This is a genomic window from Delftia sp. WSY_22, from assembly GCF_043104185.1.
In the GTDB taxonomy this organism is placed as follows: domain Bacteria; phylum Pseudomonadota; class Gammaproteobacteria; order Burkholderiales; family Burkholderiaceae_C; genus Comamonas; species Comamonas tsuruhatensis.
On sequence record NZ_JBICKN010000035.1, the window covers coordinates 159,058 to 178,195 of the forward strand.

Sequence of the window (19,138 nt, forward strand, 5' to 3'; positions counted from 1 at the left end):
GGGATGGAAAGTCAGGCACGCGGCCGCTGCCGGGGCAGGTGCAGGCCCGGTCGGCCCAGTCGGTGCAGCAGGCCCATCACGCCGCCGGGCATGGCGAACATGAAGACGATGAGCACGGTGCCGTAGACGGCCCAGGGCGCGGCCTTGGACACCTGCTCGGCCAGCCCCGGGATGAACATGATGAACAGGGCGCCGAACAGCGCGCCCCACAGCGTTCCCACGCCGCCCACCACCACGCCCACCAGCAGCGAGATCGACAGGAACATGGTGAAGGAGTCGGGCGCCACGAACTGCACGGCAATGGCCGACAGCGCGCCGCCCACGCCCGTGTAGCCGGCCGAAATCGCAAAGGCCATGGACTTGCAGTGCGCGTTGTCCACGCCCATGGCCTCGGCCGCCATGGCGTGGTCGCGGATGGCGCGCAGCGCCAGGCCGCTGCCGCTGTCTATGAGGTTGCGCGCCATCCAGAACAGCAGCGCCGCCACGGCCAATGCATAGAGGTAGAACCACTGGTCGGCATCCAGCGGCAGGCCCCAGGGCGCCTCGGGCTTGGTCAGCACGATGCCGCCCACGCCGCCGGTCCAGGCCTCCAGGTGGCGGTACTTGAGCAGCTGGGGCATGGCCACGCCCAGCGCAAAGGTGGCCAGCGCCAGGTACAGCCCTTCCAGCCTGAGCGCGGGCCGCCCGAACAGGTAGCCCGCCGCCAGGCTCACCAGGCCTGCTGAAGGTACGGCCAGCCAGTAGGCCAGGCCTGCGCGGTCCATCAGGATGCCGGCCGCATAGGCGCCTATGGCGAAGAAGGCGCCATGGCCCAGCGAGATCTGGCCGCTGTAGCCCGTGAGGATGTTCAGCCCCACCAGGGCCACGGCATAGGCCAGCACCATGGTGGCCTGGAACAGCTGGTAGCCCTTGGCCACGAAGACCAGCGAGCAGGCCGCCAGCGCCAGCGCCGCGATCAGTACCGTGCCCAGGGGCAGGGGGCGGCGCGCGCTGGTGGAGGCGACCAGCGCGTCAGACGAGGAGGCGGATCGTGTGGACATCATTGTTCTCCAGGGCGTTTGGCACAAAACTGGCGTGGCCCAAAAGCGAGGGTGTCGTCCCCCTCCCGCGTAGCGAGAGAGGGGGCGCCGTGCAACGGGAAGCGGCGTAGCCGCTCAGGGGGGACATTGTTCAAACCCTCCTGACGACCTTGCGGCCCATCAGCCCGGCCGGCCGCACGATGAGCACGCCCACGATCAGCACCAGGGCCACCGAGAGCTTGAGTTCGGTGCCGACCACGTAGCTGCCCACGAGGTTTTCAAGCACGCCCACGATGAAGCCGCCCAGCACGGCGCCCGCGGGGCTGTCGATGCCGCCCAGCAGCGCGCCCGCAAAGGCATACAGCAGCACGCCGCTCATCATGTGCGGATCAAGGAAAACCACGGGCGCCACCATCATCCCGGCCACCGCGCCGATGGCGCCGGCCAGGCCCCAGCCCAGCATCAGCATGCGCCCCGCGGAGATGCCCACCAGGCGCGAGGAGGCTGGGTTCTGCGCGGCCGCGCGCATGGCCAGCCCCAGCGGCGTGAGCCGGAAGAAGGCAAACAGCAGGGCCACGATGGACAGCGCCACGAAGATGGTGCCCACCTCATGGGCCGACATCAGGGCGCTGCCGTACCAGGCGTCGGCCGGGAACGGGCTGGGGAACTCCTTGATGGTGTAGCCGAAGATCCAGCCGGCCAGGCTGTGGAAGACGATCAGCAGGCCGATGAAGACCACCACCTGGGCCAGGTCCGCCGCCTTGTGCATGGGGCGGATGATGGCGAACTCCACGGCCGCGCCCAGCACGAAGGACAGCGCCACCGTGGCCAGGAAGGCCCACCAGTACGGCAGCCCCGCCTGCAGCAGCGCCCAGGCGATGAAGGTGGAGAACATGGCCATCTCGCCCTGCGCGAAATTGATGTGGTGCGTGGCCTGGTAGATCATGACCAGGGCCAGGGCCACGGTGGCGTAGATGCCGCCCGTGGCCAGGCCGGCCAGCAACTGGTGGATGAAGGCGTCCATGGCCGCTACTCCCCGAGATAGGCCTGGCGCACCGCATCGTTGCGGCGCATGGCTTCGCTGGGGCCGTGCAGCACGATGCGGCCGGTCTCCAGCAGGTAGGCGCTGTGCGCCAGCTCCAGCGCCAGGCGCGCGTTCTGCTCCACCAGCAGGATGGTCATGCCCTGCTCGGCGTTGATGCGCCGCAGGATGCCGAAGATGTCGCGCACCACCAGCGGCGCCAGGCCGAAGGAGGGCTCGTCCAGCAGCAGCAGGCGCGGGCGGCCCATGAGGGCGCGGGCAATGGCCAGCATCTGCTGCTCGCCGCCAGACAGCGTCCCGGCCTGCTGGGTGCGGCGCTCGCGCAGGCGGGGGAAGTAGCCGAACATGCGCTCCATATCGCCGCCCACGTCGGCACGGGCAGCGCGCGTGGGCCGGGCCTGCGCGCCCAGGCGCAGGTTCTCCTCGGCGCTGAGCTGGGCGAAGGTGCCGCGCCCGTCGGGCACATGGCCCACGCCCTGGCGCGCGATGCGCTCGGTGCTGTGCCGGTCTATGCGTTCGCCGGCCAGGCGCACCTCGCCGCGTGTGTCCACCAGGTGGCGGCAGATGGCGCGCAGCGTGGTGGTCTTGCCCGCGCCATTGGCGCCCAGCAGGGCCGTGACGCGGCCTTCGGCCAGGTCCATGTCGATGCCGTCCAGCACGCGCACCGACCCGTAGGCCGCATGCAGTCCGCGGATTTCAAGCAGTGCCGGCATGCGCCACCTCCCTGTCCTGATCCTGCGGCTGCATGTCCGAACCCAGGTAGGCGCGGATGACTTCGGCATCGGAGCGGACCTCGCCCGGCGTGCCTTCGGCGATCTTGCGGCCGAGGTTCAGCGCCACGACCTTGTCGCTCACGCGCATGACCAGGCCCATGTGGTGCTCCACCAGCAGCACGGTCAGGCCCAGCCGGTCGCGCAGCGACAGGATCAGGTCGCCCAGGCCGGCCAGCTCCTCATGGTTGAGGCCGCAGGCCGGCTCGTCCAGCAGCAGCAACTGCGGGCGGCAGGCCAGGGCGCGTGCCAGCTCCACGCGCTTTTGCGTGCCGAAGGGCAGGTCGGCCACGCGGCGCTCTGCCACGCCCGTCAGCTCCAGCAGGGCCATCAGCGATTGCGCCTGGGCGCGGGCTTCTTCCTCGCACCTGCGCACGCCGGGCAGGCGCAGGGCGTCGCGCACAAAGCCGGCGTGCTGGTGGCTGTGCGTGCCCAGGCGCACGTTGTCGGCCACCGTCATGCTGGAAAACAGGGCCAGGTTCTGGAAGGTGCGGCCCATGCCCAGCGCGGCCATGCGGTGGCGCGCTAGCGTGGCCAGCGGCTGGCCGCGAAAGCGGATGTGGCCGGCCTGCCAGGCATACAGCCGCGACAGGCAGTTGAACAGGCTGCTCTTGCCCGCACCGTTGGGGCCGATGAGGCCGCAGATCTGGCCTGCCGCAACATCGAAACTCACGCCGTCCAGCGCGACGATGCCGCCGAAGCGCAGCGAAACGCCTTCGATGCGCAGCAGGGGCTGCGAGTCCTGGCTCATGGCTTTCCCTCCCCCCGATGGTGGGTGACCGGCGCGGGCCGCGCCGGTCGCACGGTGGCATGGCGGCGCCTACAGGCGCTCGATGATGGTGACGTTGGCCATGCCGCCGCCCTCGCACATGGTCTGCAGGCCGTAGCGCCCGCCGCGCGCATGCAGGGCGTGGATCAGCGTGGCCATGAGCTTGGTGCCCGAGGCGCCCAGCGGATGGCCCAGCGCAATGGCGCCGCCGTTGACGTTGAGCCGCGCCGGATCCGCGCCCGTGGCCTGCAGCCAGGCCAGGGGCACGGGGGCAAAGGCCTCGTTGACTTCGTACAGGTCGATGTCGGAGATGCGCATGCCGGCCTTCTTCAGCGCGGCCTGGGTGGCGGGGATGGGGGCCTCCAGCATGATCACCGGGTCATGCCCCAGCAGGCTCATGTGGTGGATGCGCGCCAGCGGCTGCACGCCCAGGGCCTTGAGGCCGCGCTCGCTGACCACCATGACGCCGCTGGCACCATCGCAGATCTGGCTGGCCGTGGCGGCGGTCACGCAGCCGCCTTCGCGGATGGTCTTGACGCCGGCAATGCCTTCCAGCGTGGCGTTGAAGCGTATGCCTTCATCCACCGTGTGCGGCTGGCCTTCGCCCTCGGCACCGCCTTCGGCGCTGCGCGCCTGCACGGCCAGGATCTCGCGGTCGAAGCGGCCCTCGCGCGCGGCCTGCACGGCGCGCTCATGGCTTTGCAGCGCATAGGCGTCCAGCTGGTCCTTGGCCAGGCCGTACTTGCCGGCCATCATCTCGGCGCCCATGAACTGGCTGAACTCCACGCCCGGATAGCGCTGCTGCATGGCCGGGCTCATGTACACGCCCAGGCCGGCCTTGGCGGGCAGGGCGTTGGGCGTGCCCATGGGCACGCGCGACATGCTCTCCACGCCTGCGGCGATCACCATGTCCATGCTGCCCGACATCACGGCCTGGGCCGCGAAATGCAGGGCCTGCTGGGACGACCCGCACTGCCGGTCCACCGTGGTGCCCGGCACGGACTCGGGCAGGGACGAGGCCAGCACGGCGTTGCGCGCCACGTTCGTCGCCTGCTGGCCGACCTGGCTGACGCAGCCCATGATCACGTCCTCGACCTGGGCCGGGTCGGCCTGGCTGCGGCGCACCAGCTCGTCCAGCACCTGGGCCGCGAGATCGGCCGGATGCCAGCCCGAGAGCTTTCCGCCGCGCTTGCCGCCTGCCGTGCGCGTGGCGGCGACGATGTATGCCTGTGCCATGGATATGTCTCCTGTTCCTGTATTCCTGGGGGGGATGGTGGCCCGGCCGGCGCGGGCCGGGCATCGTCGCAAGCGACGATTCCGGCCAGGGAAAACGCGGGGACGGTGCCTGCCGTGGTGCCTGGGCGGTACGCCTAACGCGGCGCCATGCGGATGGCGCCGTCCAGGCGCACGCACTCGCCGTTGAAGTAGCCGTTGGTGATCATGGTCTCGGCCAGGTGGGCGTATTCGTCGGGCTGGCCCAGCCGCTTGGGGAAGGGGACGGAGGCGGCCAGCGCCGCCTTCACGTTGTCGGGCGCGCCCTGCAGCAGCGGCGTGTCGAAGATGCCGGGCAGGATGGTGTTCACGCGGATGCCCTCGCCCATGAGGTCGCGCGCAATGGGCAGGGTCATGCCCGTGATGCCGGCCTTGCTGGCCGAGTAGCTGGCCTGGCCCATCTGCCCGTCCTGCGCCGCCACCGAGGCCGTGTTGACGATGGCGCCGCGCTCGCCGTCGGCCAGCGGCTCCAGCGTGAGCATGCCCGCCGCCGACTTGGCGATGCAGCGGAAGGTGCCCACCAGGTTGATCTGGATGATGCGGTCGAAATTGGCCACGGGCAGGTGCCGGATCTCGCCCGTGGCCTTGTCGCGGCTGGCCGTCTTGACGGCATTGCCCGTGCCCGCGCAGTTGACCAGGATGCGCTCCTGCCCGTGGGCCGCGCGGGCCTGGGCAAAGCCCGCGTCCACGCTGGCCTCGTCGGTCACGTCCACGCGGCAGAACAGGCCGCCTGTCTCGCGCGCCAGCGCCTGCCCGGCCGTCTCGTTGAGGTCGAACAGGGCGACGCGCACGCCCCTGGCGGCCAGGCGGCGCGCGGTGGCCGCGCCCAGGCCCGATGCCCCGCCCGTGACGACGGCGCTGATGCTTGCGTCAAGCTTCATGTGTGGGTCTCCTTTGTGAGAGTCTTTGCCGCGCGCTCTGTCGCCTTGGCTCGCGACAGGGCGCGCTGCGCTGCCTATGATCTGCAGGCCAGTCTAGGAATCACCCCGCATTGCCGCCATCGTCGAAACCGACGAAAGTGCCCGCTCCTTCACTCCTGCCATGTGCTCCTCGCCCGCATGCCGTCCCCAGTGCCCATTCCTGCTCCCGGTTCCGGCTATGTGCCCCAGGCCAAGCTGAGCCCGCCGCGCGCGGCCGCAGCCCAGGTGGCGCGCCTGGCGGTGGCCGCGCGCTGGCCCGAGGCGCTGCGCGCCCGCGTGGTGCTGGTGCGTGCGCCGGCCGGCTTCGGCAAGACCACGGCCATGCGCCAGATGCGCGAGCGCCTGCAGGCCGAAGGGCAGGCCACGGCCTGGCTCACGCTGGATGCCGCCGACAACGATGTCTCGCGCTTTCTGCAATGCCTGGGTGCGGCCGTGCGCGGCCTGGGCGGCATGGCCGAGCGCGAGGCGGACGGGCCGGGCGAGCTGTCCCGGGCGCTGCAGTCGCTGGCCGGCGAAGGCCGGTCGTTTGCGCTGTTCATCGACGATTTCGAGGTGCTGCACAACGATGCCGTGCTGGGCCTGGTGCGCCAGCTGATGGAGCAGTTGCCCGTGCACGGCCGGCTGGTCATAGGCTCGCGCGCGCTGCCGGCCCTGGGGCTGGGGCGGTTGCGCACCAGCGGCCAGCTGCTGGAGATCGATGCGGCGCTGCTGCGCTTTTCAGCGGCCGAGGCCGAGGAGTTCTTTCGCCTGCGCGGCTGCGCGCTGCCGCGCGAGGCCGTGGCGCGCCTGGTGGACAAGACCGAAGGCTGGATAGGCGCGCTGTGGCTGGCCTCGCTGGCGCTGGAGCGGTATGGGGCGCACAGCGACTTCATCGAGCGCTTCTCGGGCTCGGAGCGTGCCGTGGCCGACTACCTGGCCGAGGACGTGCTGGCACAGCAGGCCGCGCCCGTGCGCGATTTTTTGCTGCGCACCAGCATCCTGCGCACGCTGGATGCCCAGGTCTGCCAGGCCCTGGTGCCGCGCGCCGATGGCGCCGCCATGCTGCAGGCGCTGGAGCAGGCCCATCTGTTCTTGCTGCCGCTGGCCGACGAAGGGCAGGGCAGGCGCAGCTGGCGCTACCACAGCATGTTTGCCGACTTCCTTCGCGCCCAGCTGCAGCGCGAGCGCCCCGGCGAGGTGCAGCGCCTGCACCTGGCGGCCAGCGGCTGGTACGAATCCTGCGGCCGGCCGGTGCCGGCCATCGAGCATGCGCTGGAGGGCGGCGACCCGCCCCATGCGCTGGCGCTGCTGCGGCGCCATGCCGAGGCGCTGATGGAGCAGGGCCGCATGCGCCTGCTGTCGCGCTGGTTCACGGCCCTGCCGGCGCCGCTGCTGGCGCGCGAGCCGCTGCTGCAGGCCGTGGCCGCCTATGCCGACTGCTTCACCCGCGGTCCCGTGCAGGCACAGCTGTGGCTGGATGCGCTGGAGCCCGGCATGGCCGCCGACCCTGCCGCGCAGGCCCTGGTCATCGCCCTGCGGCCGCTGCTGCTGGCCATGATGGACCGCGTGGAAGAGGCTGCACCACTGGGCCGCGAGGCGCTGGCGCGCCTGCCCAGCTGCCGGCCTTTTGCGGACAGCTCGCTGACCAATGCCATGGCCTACGTGGCATCGGTGCTGGGCGATACCGACGAGGCCCGCCGCCTGCTGGATGCGGCACGCAGCACCCAGGCCGGCAGCCTGTTCAGCCGCATGTACACCGAGGCCATGGAAGGCGTGCTGGACCTGTCCGCCGGCCGGCTGCGCCAGGCGGCAGCGCGTTTCAGGGTGGCGCTGGCTGCCACGCCGCGCAGCGCGGCCTACAACCCCACCAACGGCAATGCCTGGGCAGGCGTCCTGTACGCGGGGGTGCTCTACGAGGGCAATGACATCGATGGCGCCGATCACCTGCTGCAGGTCTACCTGCCGCTGGCACGCGATGTGGGCCTGCCCGACCACGTGATCGCCAGCTACCGCATGCGCGCGCGCATCGCCTTCCTGCGCGGCGACGTGGATGCCGCCGTGGGCCTGCTCACCGAACTGGAATACCTGGGGCACGAGCGCCAGCTGCCGCGCGTGACGGCCAGCGCGCGGCTGGAACATGCGCGCATCTTCGTGCTGCAGGGCAACCGGGCGGCCGCGTCCGAGGCGCTGGAGCGTGCCGACGACCCTGGCGTATGGCCGCGCGTGGAACGCCTGCGCCTGCCGCCGCACGAGGTGGAGGACATCGCCATCGCCCGGCTGCGCTGGGGTCTGCACTTTGGCGACTGCCGTGCCGTGCGCGATGCCATCGCCCCCTTGCTGGCCGATGCGCAACTGCGCGGGCGCCGCCACCGCAGCCTCAAGCTGCAGGTGCTGTGCGCGCTGGCCGAGGCAGGCTGCGGCGACTTGGACGCCGCCGCCGCCATGCTGGCCCAGCCGCTGCGCCACGGTGCCAGCGAAGGCTTTGTGCGCCTGATGCTCGATGAGGGGCCGCTGCTCGCGCCCGTGCTGCAGCGCGTGCTGTCGCCCTCACTGTCTCCTTCACTGTCGCCCTCACTGTCGCGCCGCACGGAAGCGGCGGAGCCGGAGGCGGCCGCCCATGCGCAGCGGCTGCTGTCTGCCCTGGGCGAGCCTGCCGAGCCCGCCGATCCCCCCGAGCTGCAGGCAGCGGATGCGCCCCAGGGCCCGGCGCCGGCCACGGCGCTTGCCGAGCCCCTGACCCGCAAGGAGCTGCGCGTGCTGGAACTGCTGGCCTCGGGCTACTCCAATGCGGCCATGGCCGAGAAGCTCTTCGTCTCCGACAGCACGGTGCGCACCCACCTGCGCAGCATCAACCTCAAGCTGGGCGCGCGCAGCCGCACCCAGGCCGTGGCGCTGGCGCGGGAGCTGCGGGTTTTGCGCTAGGCCGCTGGCGTCTCAAGCCTGCAGATGGCGCGCATAGGTCAGGAACACTTCGTCACGCACCCAGCCCAGCGACTCGTACAGCGCCTGGGCGCGCAGGTTGTTGCGTGCCGTGGTCAGGTCCATGCGTGCATGGCCCGTGGCGCGGGCATGGGCTTCGGCCGCCAGCAGCAGGGCGCGGCCCACGCCCAGGCGGCGCGCATCGGGCACCACGAAGAGGTCGTAGAGCACGTAGATGGGCGCGGCCAGCACCGAGCAGAACGAGGGATAGAGCTGGCAAAAGCCCAGGGCGCTGCCGTCCGGTCGGCGGGCCAGCAGGATCACGGATTCGCCGCGCTCCAGCCGCGCCGTGATGAAGGCCAGCGCCGCGTCGGCATCCGCAGGTTGCTCGTAGAACTGGCGGTAGGCATCGAACAGCGGCGCGATCAGCGCGGCGTCTTCGGGGATGGCGGTGTGTATGGCTGTGGAGTTCATCGGTGGTCCGGGGCGGAGGTTGCCAGCATGGCGCAGGGCAAGGATGCCGTGCTCATATCTTTGCTGAATCTCTCCATTTGGAGATGTGATTTGACCTGGATCATGGACAGGCGGAACACTCCCGGCCCATGTCCGAACAAAAGATCGAGTTCTACAAGGGCGCCGCTGGCGGCTGGGGCGCATTGCGCAGCGTGAGCCAGGCCCTGATGCGCCAGGATATCGCCGTCAAGGGCGCCAAGACGCTGCTGTCGGCCAACCAGCCCGACGGCTTCGACTGCCCGGGCTGCGCCTGGCCCGACCGCAACCACCATTCCACCTTCGAGTTCTGCGAGAACGGCGCCAAGGCCGTGGCGGCCGAGGCCACGGCGCGCCGCGTGACGCCCGAATTCTTTGCCCGGCACACGGTGGCCGAGCTCATGGCGCAAAGCGATTTCTGGCTGGAAGACCAGGGCCGGCTCACCGAGCCCATGGTGTACGACGCGGCCAGCGACCGCTACCGGCCCATCGGCTGGGACGATGCCTTTGCGCTGATTGCCCGCCACCTGAACGCGCTGCCCGACCCGAACCAGGCCATCTTCTACACCTCGGGCCGCGCCAGCAACGAGGCGGCCTTCCTGTACCAGCTGTTCGTGCGCGCCTACGGCACGAACAATTTCCCCGACTGCTCCAACATGTGCCACGAGCCCAGCGGCAGCGGCATGAAGCCGCAGATCGGCGTGGGCAAGGGCACGGTGCAGCTGGCCGATTTCGAGCAGGCCGATGCCATCTTCATCTTCGGCCAGAACCCCGGCACCAACCACCCGCGCATGCTGGGCGAGCTGCGCGCAGCCCACAAGCGCGGCGCGCGCATCCTGAGCTTCAACCCGCTGCGCGAGCGCGGGCTGGAGCGCTTCCAGGACCCGCAAAGCAAGCTGGAGATGGCCACCCTGGGCGCCACGCCCATCAGCACGCACTACTTCCAGCTGCGCGTGGGCGGCGACATCGCGGCGGTCAAGGGGATCATGAAGCATGTGATCGCGCAGGACGATGCACTGGGGCACGGGTGCGGCGGCGTGCTGGACCATGCCTTCATCGCCGAACACACGACCGGCTTCGAGGCCCTGGCCGAGGACCTGCGGGCCGAGGACTGGGGCCTGCTCGAGGCCGAGTCCGGCCTGAGCCGCGCGCAGATGCAGACGGCGGCCGAGGTCTACATCGCCGCCCGCAGCACCATCGTCTGCTGGGGCATGGGCATCACGCAGCACATGCATTCGGTGGCCGCCGTGCAGATGCTGGTCAACCTGCTGCTGCTGCGCGGCAACATCGGCCGCCCGGGTGCGGGCGCCTGCCCGGTGCGCGGCCACAGCAATGTGCAGGGCGACCGCAGCATGGGCATCTGGGAGAAGCCGCCGGCCGCGCTGCTGGACCGGCTGCAGCAGGTCTTCGGCTTCGAGCCGCCGCGCGCCAACGGCGTGGACGTGGTCGAGTCCATCCGCCTCATGCTCGAGGGCCGGGGCAAGGTCTTCTTCGCGCTGGGCGGCAACTTCGCGGCGGCCACGCCCGACACGCATGCCACCTGGCAGGCGCTGCGCCGCTGCGACCTGACCGTGCATGTGACCACCAAACTCAACCGCAGCCACCTGGTGCACGGCCGCGAGGCGCTGATCCTGCCCTGCCTGGGCCGCACCGAGATCGACATGCAGGCCACCGGGCCGCAGGGCGTGACGGTGGAGGACTCCATGGGCATGGTCCATATCTCCAGCGGCATCAACCCGCCTGCGTCCGAGCACCTGCTCAGCGAGATCGCCATCGTCGCGCGCCTGGCTGCCGCCACGCTGGGCGCGCAGCGGCCCGTGCCCTGGCTGGAGCTGGCTGGCGACTATGCACGCATACGCGAGCTGATCGAGCAGGTCTTCGACGACTTCCACGACTTCAACGCGCGCGTGGCCGTGCCGGGCGGCTTCAAGCTGCGCAATGCGGCAAGCGAGCGCATCTGGGAGACGCCCCGGGGCAAGGCCGGCTTCTTCGTGCACGCCGTGCCGCGCGACACGCCCGTGCACCGCGCACGCGCCGCGCGCAGCCCCGGCGCATCGCCGGTGTTCACGCTGTTCACCACGCGCTCGCACGACCAGTACAACACCACCATCTACGGCATGGACGACCGCTACCGCGGCGTCTTCGGACAGCGCCGCGTGGTCTTCATCCATGCCGAGGACATCCGCGCCCTGGGCATGAGGGATGGCGACTGGGTGGACCTGCAGACGGTGTGGGATGACGGCCAGCAGCGCAGCGCCGAGCGCTTCAGGCTCGTGGCCTACGACATTCCGCGCGGCTGCATCGCTGCCTACTATCCGGAGACCAATCCGCTGGTGCCGCTGTCGGCCACGGCCATCGTGGCCGGCACGCCCAGCTCCAAGTCCATTCCCGTGCAGCTGGTGGCGCACCGGCTGCCTGCCGTGCCGTCTCCCGCGCTGGAAGAAATGGCGGCCTGAAGTGCAAGGCATGGAAGAACTGGCCGCCGCCATCCTGCGCGAATTGGCCACCGAGCCCGCACCCATGTCCCTGCCCAGGCTGGGCAAGCGACTGGGGCAGGGCGCCAGCGTGCTCATGCGCTGCCTGGCGCTGATGGGCGATGCGCCCATTGCCGGCACACCGGGGCCGGGCTGGGTCAGGCTGGAGCAGGAAGAGGGGCGGTGGCTGGCGGCCCTGACGGAGCGCGGGCGCTTGTGGGTGGAGGCCGAGGCCTGTCAGGCGCTGGCCGAGGGCACGGGACGCGTGCGGTAGAACTGCATCGGAAACTCCTGCATTTCCTTGGCGTGCTGGTTGATCACCGCGCGCTTCATCTTGCCGACCACGTGCATCTCGCAGGGCTTGCAGTCGAAGCGCAGCGTGAGTTTTTCCTTGCCGTTGATCAGCTGCAGCGGCTCGGCCTTGATCGTGCCCTTGACGCCGATGACGCCCTTGGCCTGCTTGGGGCACAGGCTCATGGAAAAGCGCACGCAATGCTTGGTGATCATCAGGCTGACTTCGCCTTCTTCTTCCTTGCTCTCGTAGGCCGCGTCGATGACCTTGACGCCGTGCTTGATGTAGAAGTCGTGCGCCTTCTGGTTGTAGACGTTGGCCAGGTAGGTCAGCGTGTCCTCGGGGAAGGGCACGGGCGGCTCCACGGGCAGGGCGCGCGGCAGGCGCACGAAGCCGGCCTGGCGCGCGGCCTCCAGCGCGGCGACGGCGTCGCGGCGCAGCTGGTTCAGGGCCGAGGCCGGCACGAACCAGGGCTGGCTCAGTTGCAGGCCGATGTCATGCACGGAAAAAATGGTGGCGCCGAAGCGGCCCAGCTGCTCGCGCAGCGTGGCCTCGGCACGGGCTGCGTCGGTGGCGGCCTGGTGTTCCTGCACGATGGCGGCGGTGGCGGTGAAGCCGTCCTCGTCGGTCAGCGTGAGCGCAAAGCCGTCGGGCGTTTCCTTGAGTTCGGCCCACAGGCCGATGCGGCGGTCGCTGGACTTCTTGTCCAGCGTGCGCACCCAGGCCATGTCGCGGTTTCGGTTGACTTCCAGGCCCTTGCGCAGATCCTTGAAGCCGGCGATGGGGTCCTTGGGGAACAGGCGCCACAGCGACTTCTTCGCATCCACCGACTCGGCGCGGTTGATCTGCAGGCCCACCAGTTCCTTTTGCAGGTCGTAGTAGCACAGGCCGTCGCCGTTGTGCAGTTCGGTGTCGCGGCTCGATGTCTCGATCTCCACGAAGTTCTCGCCCACCTTGGTGACCCAGCCGATGGCGCGGCCCGGTGTCTTGGGCGTGTCGAAGGCGCCGATGTCGTCCTTGCGGCCGTTGACGAAGTAGTCGGTGAACTCGCGGTTGAAGTTCTGGTCGGGGTCGGGCGTGAAGCTGAACGTGGTGCTGCCCGAAGACGAGCGCGCCAGCGGCGTGTCGGAGAACTCGCGCTCCTCGATGATTTCGTCCAGCAGCTTGCGGTAGTGGGCCGTGATGTTCTTCACATAGCCCATGTCCTTGTAGCGGCCCTCGATCTTGAAGCTGCGCACGCCGGCGTCGATCAGTGCGCGCAGGTTGTCGCTCTGGTTGTTGTCCTTCATGGACAGCACGTGCTTTTCGTGGGCAATGATGCGGCCGCTCGCGTCCAGCACCTCGTAGGGCAGGCGGCAGGCCTGGTTGCAGTCGCCGCGGTTGGCGCTGCGGCCCGTGTGGGCGTGGGTGATGTAGCACTGGCCCGAGTAGGCCACGCACAGCGCGCCGTGCACGAAGAATTCGATGGTGGTGCGCGCCGGGTCGGTGGCCGCACGCACGGCGGCGATCTGCTGCAGGTCCAGCTCGCGCGCAACGACGATCTGCGACAGGCCGGCATCCTGCAGGAAGCGCGCCTTCTCGGGCGTGCGGATGTCGGTCTGGGTGCTGGCGTGCAGCTGGATGGGCGGCAGGTCCAGCTCCAGCAGGCCCATGTCCTGGATGATCAGCGCGTCGGCACCGGCCTCGTAGATCTGCCAGGCCATCTTGCGCGCGGCCTCCAGTTCATCGTCGCGCAGGATGGTGTTGAGCGTGATGAAGATGCGGCTGCCGAAGCGGTGCGCGTGGTTGATCAGGCGCTGCAGGTCGCGGATGTCGTTGCCCGCCGTGGCGCGCGCGCCGAAGGCCGGGCCGCCGATGTAGACGGCGTCGGCGCCATGGTTCACGGCCTCGATGCCGATGTCGGCATCGCGCGCGGGAGACAGGAGTTCGAGCTGGTGGGGCAGGAGGGACATGGGGCTTTGTGGTGTTCTGTGTTCGTACCCGCACCGGCGTGGGGGCCGGGCGTCGGGCGCAATGCGGGGGAAACTGGCCCCCACGCTACCCTTGCTGCGCAAGGTCCGCTGCCCCCCAAGGGGGCCGCTTTTTGTCTTGGGGCGGCCCGGCGACGAAAACCTCGCAGCCCGCTTGCGGTGAGGCGCAGCATTATCGCCGCAGCCCCGAAAAAACGCGCGCCAGGGGGTATGCGCCCGATGCCCGGACGCGCAGCGCCGGTTTTTGCCTATCCTTTAGGATGCGCACTGCACGGGCCGGGCCGCCATGCCGGACACCCTGGCCCGTGCCTGCTCCGCCCTCTGCCTGGTGCGCTTTCGCTGCGCCAGTCCTTGACCGGCCGGGCAGCGCCAGACTGGCCACGCCGCAGCGGATTTCGCTGGCCAAGGCGCCGTTTCACTGATTGACCGTTTTTTCCAGGAGTTGCCATGCACGCCTCGATTCGCCATTTCCCGTGGGCCGGCCCGGCCCTGCTGTGCGCCATGCTGGGCAGCGGCGGCCTGGCCTGGGCGCTGCCGGGAAGCGGCCCGGCCAACGGGCAGGCGGCAGGGGCTTCCGCTGCGGCGGCTGCACCCGGTACGGCCGCTGCACCCGCTGCGCCCGCTGCACCGGGTTCAGCCGATGCGCCCCTGGTGGTGCGCATTGCCCATGCTGGGCCGGTGTCCGGCCCCATTGCCAGCCTGGGCAAGGATGAGGAAAACGGCGTGCGCATGGCCCTGGACGATCTCAATGCCAAGGGCCTGGAGATCGGCGGGCGCAAGCTGCACTGGAAGCTGGAGGCCGGCGACGACGGCGGCGACCCCGGCCAGGCCGTGGCCCTGGCCCGGCGCCTGTGCGACAAGAAGGTGGCGGCCGTGGTCGGCCACCTGCAGTCGGGCACCACGCTGCCGGCCACGTCCATTTATCAGGACTGCGGCATCGTCATGGTCACGCCTGCGGCCAGCAACCCGGCCATCACCCAGTCGGGCTATGACACCACGTACCGCGTGATCGCCGACGACCGCGCCATGGTCGATGCGCTGGTGTCCCACGCCGTGGGCAAGCTGGGCGTCAAGCGCGTGGCCATCATCGATGACCGCTCGGCCTACGGCCAGGGCATCGTGGCGCTGTTCGAGGCCCAGGCGCGCGAGCAGGGCATCGAGATCGTGGACAAGCAGTACACCGGCGACAAGTCCACGGACTTCGTCCCCATCCTCACGGCCATCAAGGGCAAGAAGCCCGACGCCATCTTCTTCGGCGGCCTGGATGCCCAGGCCGGCCCCATGCTCAGGCAGATGGCCCAGCTGGCCATGGACAAGGTGCGCTTTCTGGGCGGCGACGGCCAGTGCACGCTGCGCCTGCCCGAGCTGGCCGGCAACGCGGCGCCGCTGCGCAACGTGACCTGCGCCGTCGGCGGCAGCCCGCTGGAGCGCATGCCGGGCGGCACCGCCTGGAAGCAGCGCTATGACCAGCGCTTTGCCGACCAGTACCAGGTCTTCAGCCCCTACGCCTACGATGCCACCATGGTGCTGGCCCAGGCCATGGTGCGGGCCGACTCCATCCGGCCCGATGCCTATATCCCCTATCTGCGCCAGACCCGGTATGAGGGCGTGACGGCGCCGATTGCCTTCACGCCCCAGGGCGAGCTGCAGGCGCCGGTGGTCACGCTGTACCACTACGCGCAGGGCGTGCGCAAGGCGCTGCCCTGACGCGCTGACAACGTGGCTGCCGAACCCCCTTTCTTGCCGCAGGCCGACGACGAGGCCTGGATGCGCGCCGCCCTGGAGCTGGCACGCGCCGCTGCCGGGGCGGGCGAGGTGCCCGTGGGCGCCGTCATCGTCAAGGACGGCGCCATCATCGGCCGGGGCCGCAACGCGCCCGTGGCCCACGGCGATCCCACGGCCCATGCCGAGGTGCTGGCGCTGCGCGATGCGGCCGCGCACCTGGGCAACTACCGGCTGGACGACTGCACGCTCTACGTGACCCTGGAGCCGTGCACCATGTGCAGCGGCGCCATGCTGCATGCGCGCCTGGGCCGCGTGGTCTATGGCGCGGCCGAGCCGCGCACGGGCGCGGCCGGATCGGTGCTGGACGTGTTTGCGCTGCCGCAGATCAACCACCACACGCAGGTGACGCGCGGCGTGCTGGCCGGCGAATGCGCGGCCCTGATGTCGGACTTCTTTCGCACGCGCCGCGCCGAGCAGCGCGCGGCCCAGCCGCATCCGCTCAAGGACACGGCACTGCGCCATGCGGATTCCACCTTCGGCGGCTTTGCCCAGCCGCAGTGGCGCAGCGATCTGCCGGCGCTGGCAGGCCTGCGCCTGGCCGTGGTCGATGAAGGACCGCACGATGCACCGCTGACCTGGCTGTGCCTGCACGGCAGCCCGGCATGGGGCCAGCTGTTCCAGCCCATGCTGCCCGGCTGGCTCCAGGCCGGCCATCGCGTGGTGGTCCCCGACCTGCCGGGCTTTGGCCGCAGCGACCAGCCCAAGAAGGACAAGGCGCACAGCGCGGCCTGGCATGTGCAAGTGCTGCGCGAGCTGGTGCTGGCGCTGGACCTGCGGAACATCGTGCTGGTCGGCCATGACGATGGCGTGCACCTGGGCCTGGCCGTGGCGCAGGCCGAGCCCGCCCGTTTTTGCGGCGCCTGGCTCATGAATGCCTGGCCCGCAGGCCCGGCGCCCCATGCCTGCATGCAATGGTTTGCGCAGGCGGCGCGCAAGCCGTCATGGCCCGTGGGCCGCGCCATGCGCGAGGCGGGCGAGGAGGCCGGCGCACAGCCGCAGGCCTGGAACCTGCCGTTTTCCCAACCCGGCCACCGCGCCGCGCTGCAGGCCTGGCCCCGCGTGCAGGCCGAAATGCCGCCGCTGCCGATGGCGTTGCTGGTGCCGTGGAGCCAGCAGCAGCGCCTGTGGGTGCAAGGCGGCGAGCACGATGTGCTGCTGCCCGCGCCCGCATGGCGACAGGCCTGGCTGCAGGCGCTGCCACAGCTGCCGCCGGCGCAGCTGCGCCTATCCCCGTGCGGCCATTGGGTTCCCCTGTGCGCAGCCGGCATGGTGGCCGACGCTGTGGAATACTTCCGCCCATAGGCCAGCGCCGCCGGCCCCTTGCCGGGGCTGCGCGGCGCCAGGTCCCCGTCTTCACTCCCCTTGCAATATGGAGCATGCCGGCCAGGGCCGGCATGGAACCACCTTGGCCACTTCGCGCAGTTCCCGCACCCCCCGCAAAACGGCAGCCGCTACCGCTACCGTTTCAGCCCCCGTTTCTGCTCCCGCAGATCACTCGCACGAGCATGTGCATTCAGCCGACGGCCAGTGCTGCGCGCATGGCCACGGGCGTGCCGATGACCATGGGGATGCCCACGACCACGAGCATGTGCACGCCGCCGACGGCAGCTGCTGCGGCCACGCGCATGACCAGGGTCCGCGCCACATCTACATCTACTCGCCCGCCGGCGCCGTGCGCGACAAGGCCGGTTTCAAGCGGGCCGTGCGCCGCCTGGAGGCCATGGGCCACCAGGTGGAGATCGATGCCGATGCGCTGAGCAGCCACCAGCGCTTTGCCGGCGACGACGCCACGCGCCTGGCGGCCATCGACCGTGCGGCGGCCAGCGGTGCCGACCTGGCGCTGCCCACGCGCGGCGGCTACGGCCTCACGCGCATCCTGCCGGGCATCAAGTACAAGGCCGTGGCCAAGGCCATCGCAGGCGGCACGCGTTTCGTGGGCCTGAGCGACTTCACGGCGCTGTCGCTGGCCCTGCTGGCCAGGACCGGCGCCACCACCTGGGCCGGCCCGCTGCTGGTGCACGACTTCGGCCGCCCCGACGACGAGGGCGGCGTGGACGACATCATGCTGGACTGCTTCAACGACCTGCTCAGCGGCCAGGGCGAGGGCGCAGGCTGGCAGATGCCGAAGATCGGCCTGCGCGAAGACGGCAAGCCTGCCGTCAAGGACTTCTACATCAGCGGCGGCGCCACGCTGTGGGGCGGCAACCTGGCCGTGCTGGTGTCCCTGCTGGGCACGCCGTACTTCCCGCAGATCAAGGGCGGCATCCTGTTCCTGGAAGACGTGGGCGAGCATCCCTACCGCGTGGAGCGCATGCTGACCCAGCTGCTGCATGCGGGCGTGCTGGCCCAGCAAAAGGCCATCGTGTTCGGCCAGTTCAGCGAGTTCAAGCTCAGCTCGCATGACAAGGGCTTCAAGCTGCAGACCGTGATCGACTGGCTGCGCAGCCAGGTCAAGTGCCCCGTGCTGCAGGGCCTGCCCTACGGCCATGTGCCGACCAAGGTGATGCTGCCCGTGGGCGCGCCCGTGTCGCTGTCGGTCGAAGGGCGCGATGCGCTGATCTACTGGGGCCACGTGCACTGAGCGGCAAGGAGCAGACGGCATGCTGCAGATGTGGGAGTTCGCGGCCTACCCGCTGCTGGCGCTGATGTTCGTCGGCATCTTCACGCGCGAGGTGATCGCGCCGGCCTCGCGCAACCATTGCGACCGGCGCTGGCTGATCCTGTCCACGCTGCTGGGCCTGGGCACGCTGGCCACCACCTTGGCGGTAGGCCATCTGTTCTCGGACGGCATCCGCCGCCATGCGCTGCTGGACGTGGGCCGGCAATGGCCGGCCTGGGCCGTGGGCGCACTGAGCTTTGTGCTCACCAGCTTTGTCTTTTACTGGTGGCACCGCGCCACGCACCGGTCGGACACGCTGTGGCGCCTGTTCCACCAGCTGCACCACAGCGCGCCGCGCGTGGAGGCGCTCACGGCGTTTTTCGCCCATCCCATGGACACGGCCGCCGCCGTGCTGCTGAGCGCGCTGTCCAGCTACTGGGTGCTGGGGGCCAGCCCGCTGGCTGCCGCCTTCGCCATCGGCCTCACGGGGGCGTTCGACCTGTTCCTGCATGCCGACATCCGCACGCCGCGCTGGCTGGGATACATCGTGCAGCGGCCCGAGATGCACACCGTGCACCACCAGTACGGCCACCATGCGCAGAACTACGGCCTGCCCGTCTGGGACCTGCTGTTCGGCACCTGGGCCAATCCGGCCGAGCGGGTGGAGCGCCTGGGCTTTGATGCCGACAAGGCCGAGCGCGTGACCGACATGCTGCGCTGGCAAGACGTGCACAAGCAGAACTCCCCCTGAGGCGCTGCGCGCCTTTCCCCTCTCGCTTCGCGGGGGGGGGGCGACAGCCTCGCTGCGGGGTGGCGCGGCCGGCGTAGACCCTTGCTCG

The 19,138-nt window shown here is 70.2% G+C and carries 15 protein-coding genes; 7 read left to right on the plus strand and 8 right to left on the minus strand.

Translation table 11 applies throughout. The features are described 5' to 3' along the window. Positions 1-11: 11 nt before the first annotated feature. The 6 genes from ACF8NF_RS18655 to ACF8NF_RS18680 form a co-directional block, all read right to left on the minus strand. Positions 12-1,040 (minus strand): branched-chain amino acid ABC transporter permease, encoded by a 1,029-nt coding sequence (locus tag ACF8NF_RS18655; protein WP_343739504.1) that lies wholly within the window; start codon positions 1,038-1,040, stop codon positions 12-14. 130 nt (positions 1,041-1,170) lie between these two features. Next, a complete protein-coding gene (locus ACF8NF_RS18660) occupies positions 1,171-2,043 on the minus strand; it encodes a branched-chain amino acid ABC transporter permease (RefSeq protein WP_392451022.1) in 873 nt (290 codons plus the stop codon). 5 nt (positions 2,044-2,048) lie between these two features. Beyond that, positions 2,049-2,774, minus strand: a complete 726-nt coding sequence (locus tag ACF8NF_RS18665; RefSeq protein ID WP_343739506.1) for an ABC transporter ATP-binding protein — start codon at positions 2,772-2,774, stop codon at positions 2,049-2,051. Continuing rightward, complete coding sequence (locus tag ACF8NF_RS18670; RefSeq protein WP_392451023.1) at positions 2,758-3,582, minus strand: ABC transporter ATP-binding protein; 825 nt, start codon at positions 3,580-3,582, stop codon at positions 2,758-2,760. The genes ACF8NF_RS18665 and ACF8NF_RS18670 overlap by 17 nt, the downstream gene beginning before the upstream one ends. A 69-nt stretch (positions 3,583-3,651) precedes the next feature. Then, complete coding sequence (locus tag ACF8NF_RS18675; protein WP_012206616.1) at positions 3,652-4,836, minus strand: acetyl-CoA C-acetyltransferase; 1,185 nt, start codon at positions 4,834-4,836, stop codon at positions 3,652-3,654. 134 nt (positions 4,837-4,970) lie between these two features. Beyond that, entirely contained in the window at positions 4,971-5,753 is a 783-nt protein-coding gene (locus ACF8NF_RS18680; RefSeq protein WP_016451398.1) for an SDR family NAD(P)-dependent oxidoreductase, read from the minus strand. Positions 5,754-5,930: 177 nt separating this feature from the next. Here ACF8NF_RS18680 and ACF8NF_RS18685 point away from each other — a divergent pair, with 177 nt between their 5' ends. Further along, entirely contained in the window at positions 5,931-8,693 is a 2,763-nt protein-coding gene (locus ACF8NF_RS18685) for a LuxR C-terminal-related transcriptional regulator (protein WP_392451024.1), read from the plus strand. A 12-nt stretch (positions 8,694-8,705) separates the two neighbouring features. On the opposite strand, the gene ACF8NF_RS18690 is transcribed toward ACF8NF_RS18685, so the two are convergent. Beyond that, the gene (locus tag ACF8NF_RS18690) at positions 8,706-9,164 is read right to left on the minus strand and encodes a GNAT family N-acetyltransferase (RefSeq protein WP_013801551.1); all 459 of its coding nucleotides are present in this window, start codon (positions 9,162-9,164) and stop codon (positions 8,706-8,708) included. 128 nt (positions 9,165-9,292) lie between these two features. Here ACF8NF_RS18690 and ACF8NF_RS18695 point away from each other — a divergent pair, with 128 nt between their 5' ends. Together ACF8NF_RS18695 and ACF8NF_RS18700 are read left to right on the plus strand one after the other, a co-directional pair. Next, positions 9,293-11,635 carry an FdhF/YdeP family oxidoreductase gene (locus ACF8NF_RS18695; protein ID WP_392451025.1) on the plus strand — a complete coding sequence of 781 codons (2,343 nt, stop codon included), beginning with the start codon at positions 9,293-9,295 and terminating at the stop codon, positions 11,633-11,635. A 10-nt stretch (positions 11,636-11,645) separates the two neighbouring features. Next, entirely contained in the window at positions 11,646-11,927 is a 282-nt protein-coding gene (locus ACF8NF_RS18700) for a hypothetical protein (RefSeq protein WP_012206611.1), read from the plus strand. On the opposite strand, the gene ACF8NF_RS18705 is transcribed toward ACF8NF_RS18700, so the two are convergent. Beyond that, positions 11,891-13,897 (minus strand): U32 family peptidase, encoded by a 2,007-nt coding sequence (locus ACF8NF_RS18705; RefSeq protein WP_016451402.1) that lies wholly within the window; start codon positions 13,895-13,897, stop codon positions 11,891-11,893. The genes ACF8NF_RS18700 and ACF8NF_RS18705 overlap by 37 nt on opposite strands. Positions 13,898-14,362: 465 nt before the next feature. Between ACF8NF_RS18705 and ACF8NF_RS18710 the strand changes: the two genes are divergently transcribed. From ACF8NF_RS18710 to ACF8NF_RS18725, 4 genes are all read left to right on the plus strand, one after another. Continuing rightward, the gene (locus ACF8NF_RS18710; protein WP_016449223.1) at positions 14,363-15,622 is read left to right on the plus strand and encodes a branched-chain amino acid ABC transporter substrate-binding protein; all 1,260 of its coding nucleotides are present in this window, start codon (positions 14,363-14,365) and stop codon (positions 15,620-15,622) included. Positions 15,623-15,682: 60 nt separating this feature from the next. After that, a complete protein-coding gene (gene tadA / locus ACF8NF_RS18715) occupies positions 15,683-17,002 on the plus strand; it encodes a tRNA adenosine(34) deaminase TadA (RefSeq protein ID WP_392451036.1) in 1,320 nt (439 codons plus the stop codon). Between the two features lie 286 nt (positions 17,003-17,288). Then, positions 17,289-18,281 carry an LD-carboxypeptidase gene (locus ACF8NF_RS18720; RefSeq protein ID WP_252653222.1) on the plus strand — a complete coding sequence of 331 codons (993 nt, stop codon included), beginning with the start codon at positions 17,289-17,291 and terminating at the stop codon, positions 18,279-18,281. 19 nt (positions 18,282-18,300) lie between these two features. Further along, positions 18,301-19,050 carry a sterol desaturase family protein gene (locus ACF8NF_RS18725; protein WP_016449226.1) on the plus strand — a complete coding sequence of 250 codons (750 nt, stop codon included), beginning with the start codon at positions 18,301-18,303 and terminating at the stop codon, positions 19,048-19,050. The last annotated feature ends 88 nt before the right edge of the window (positions 19,051-19,138 follow it).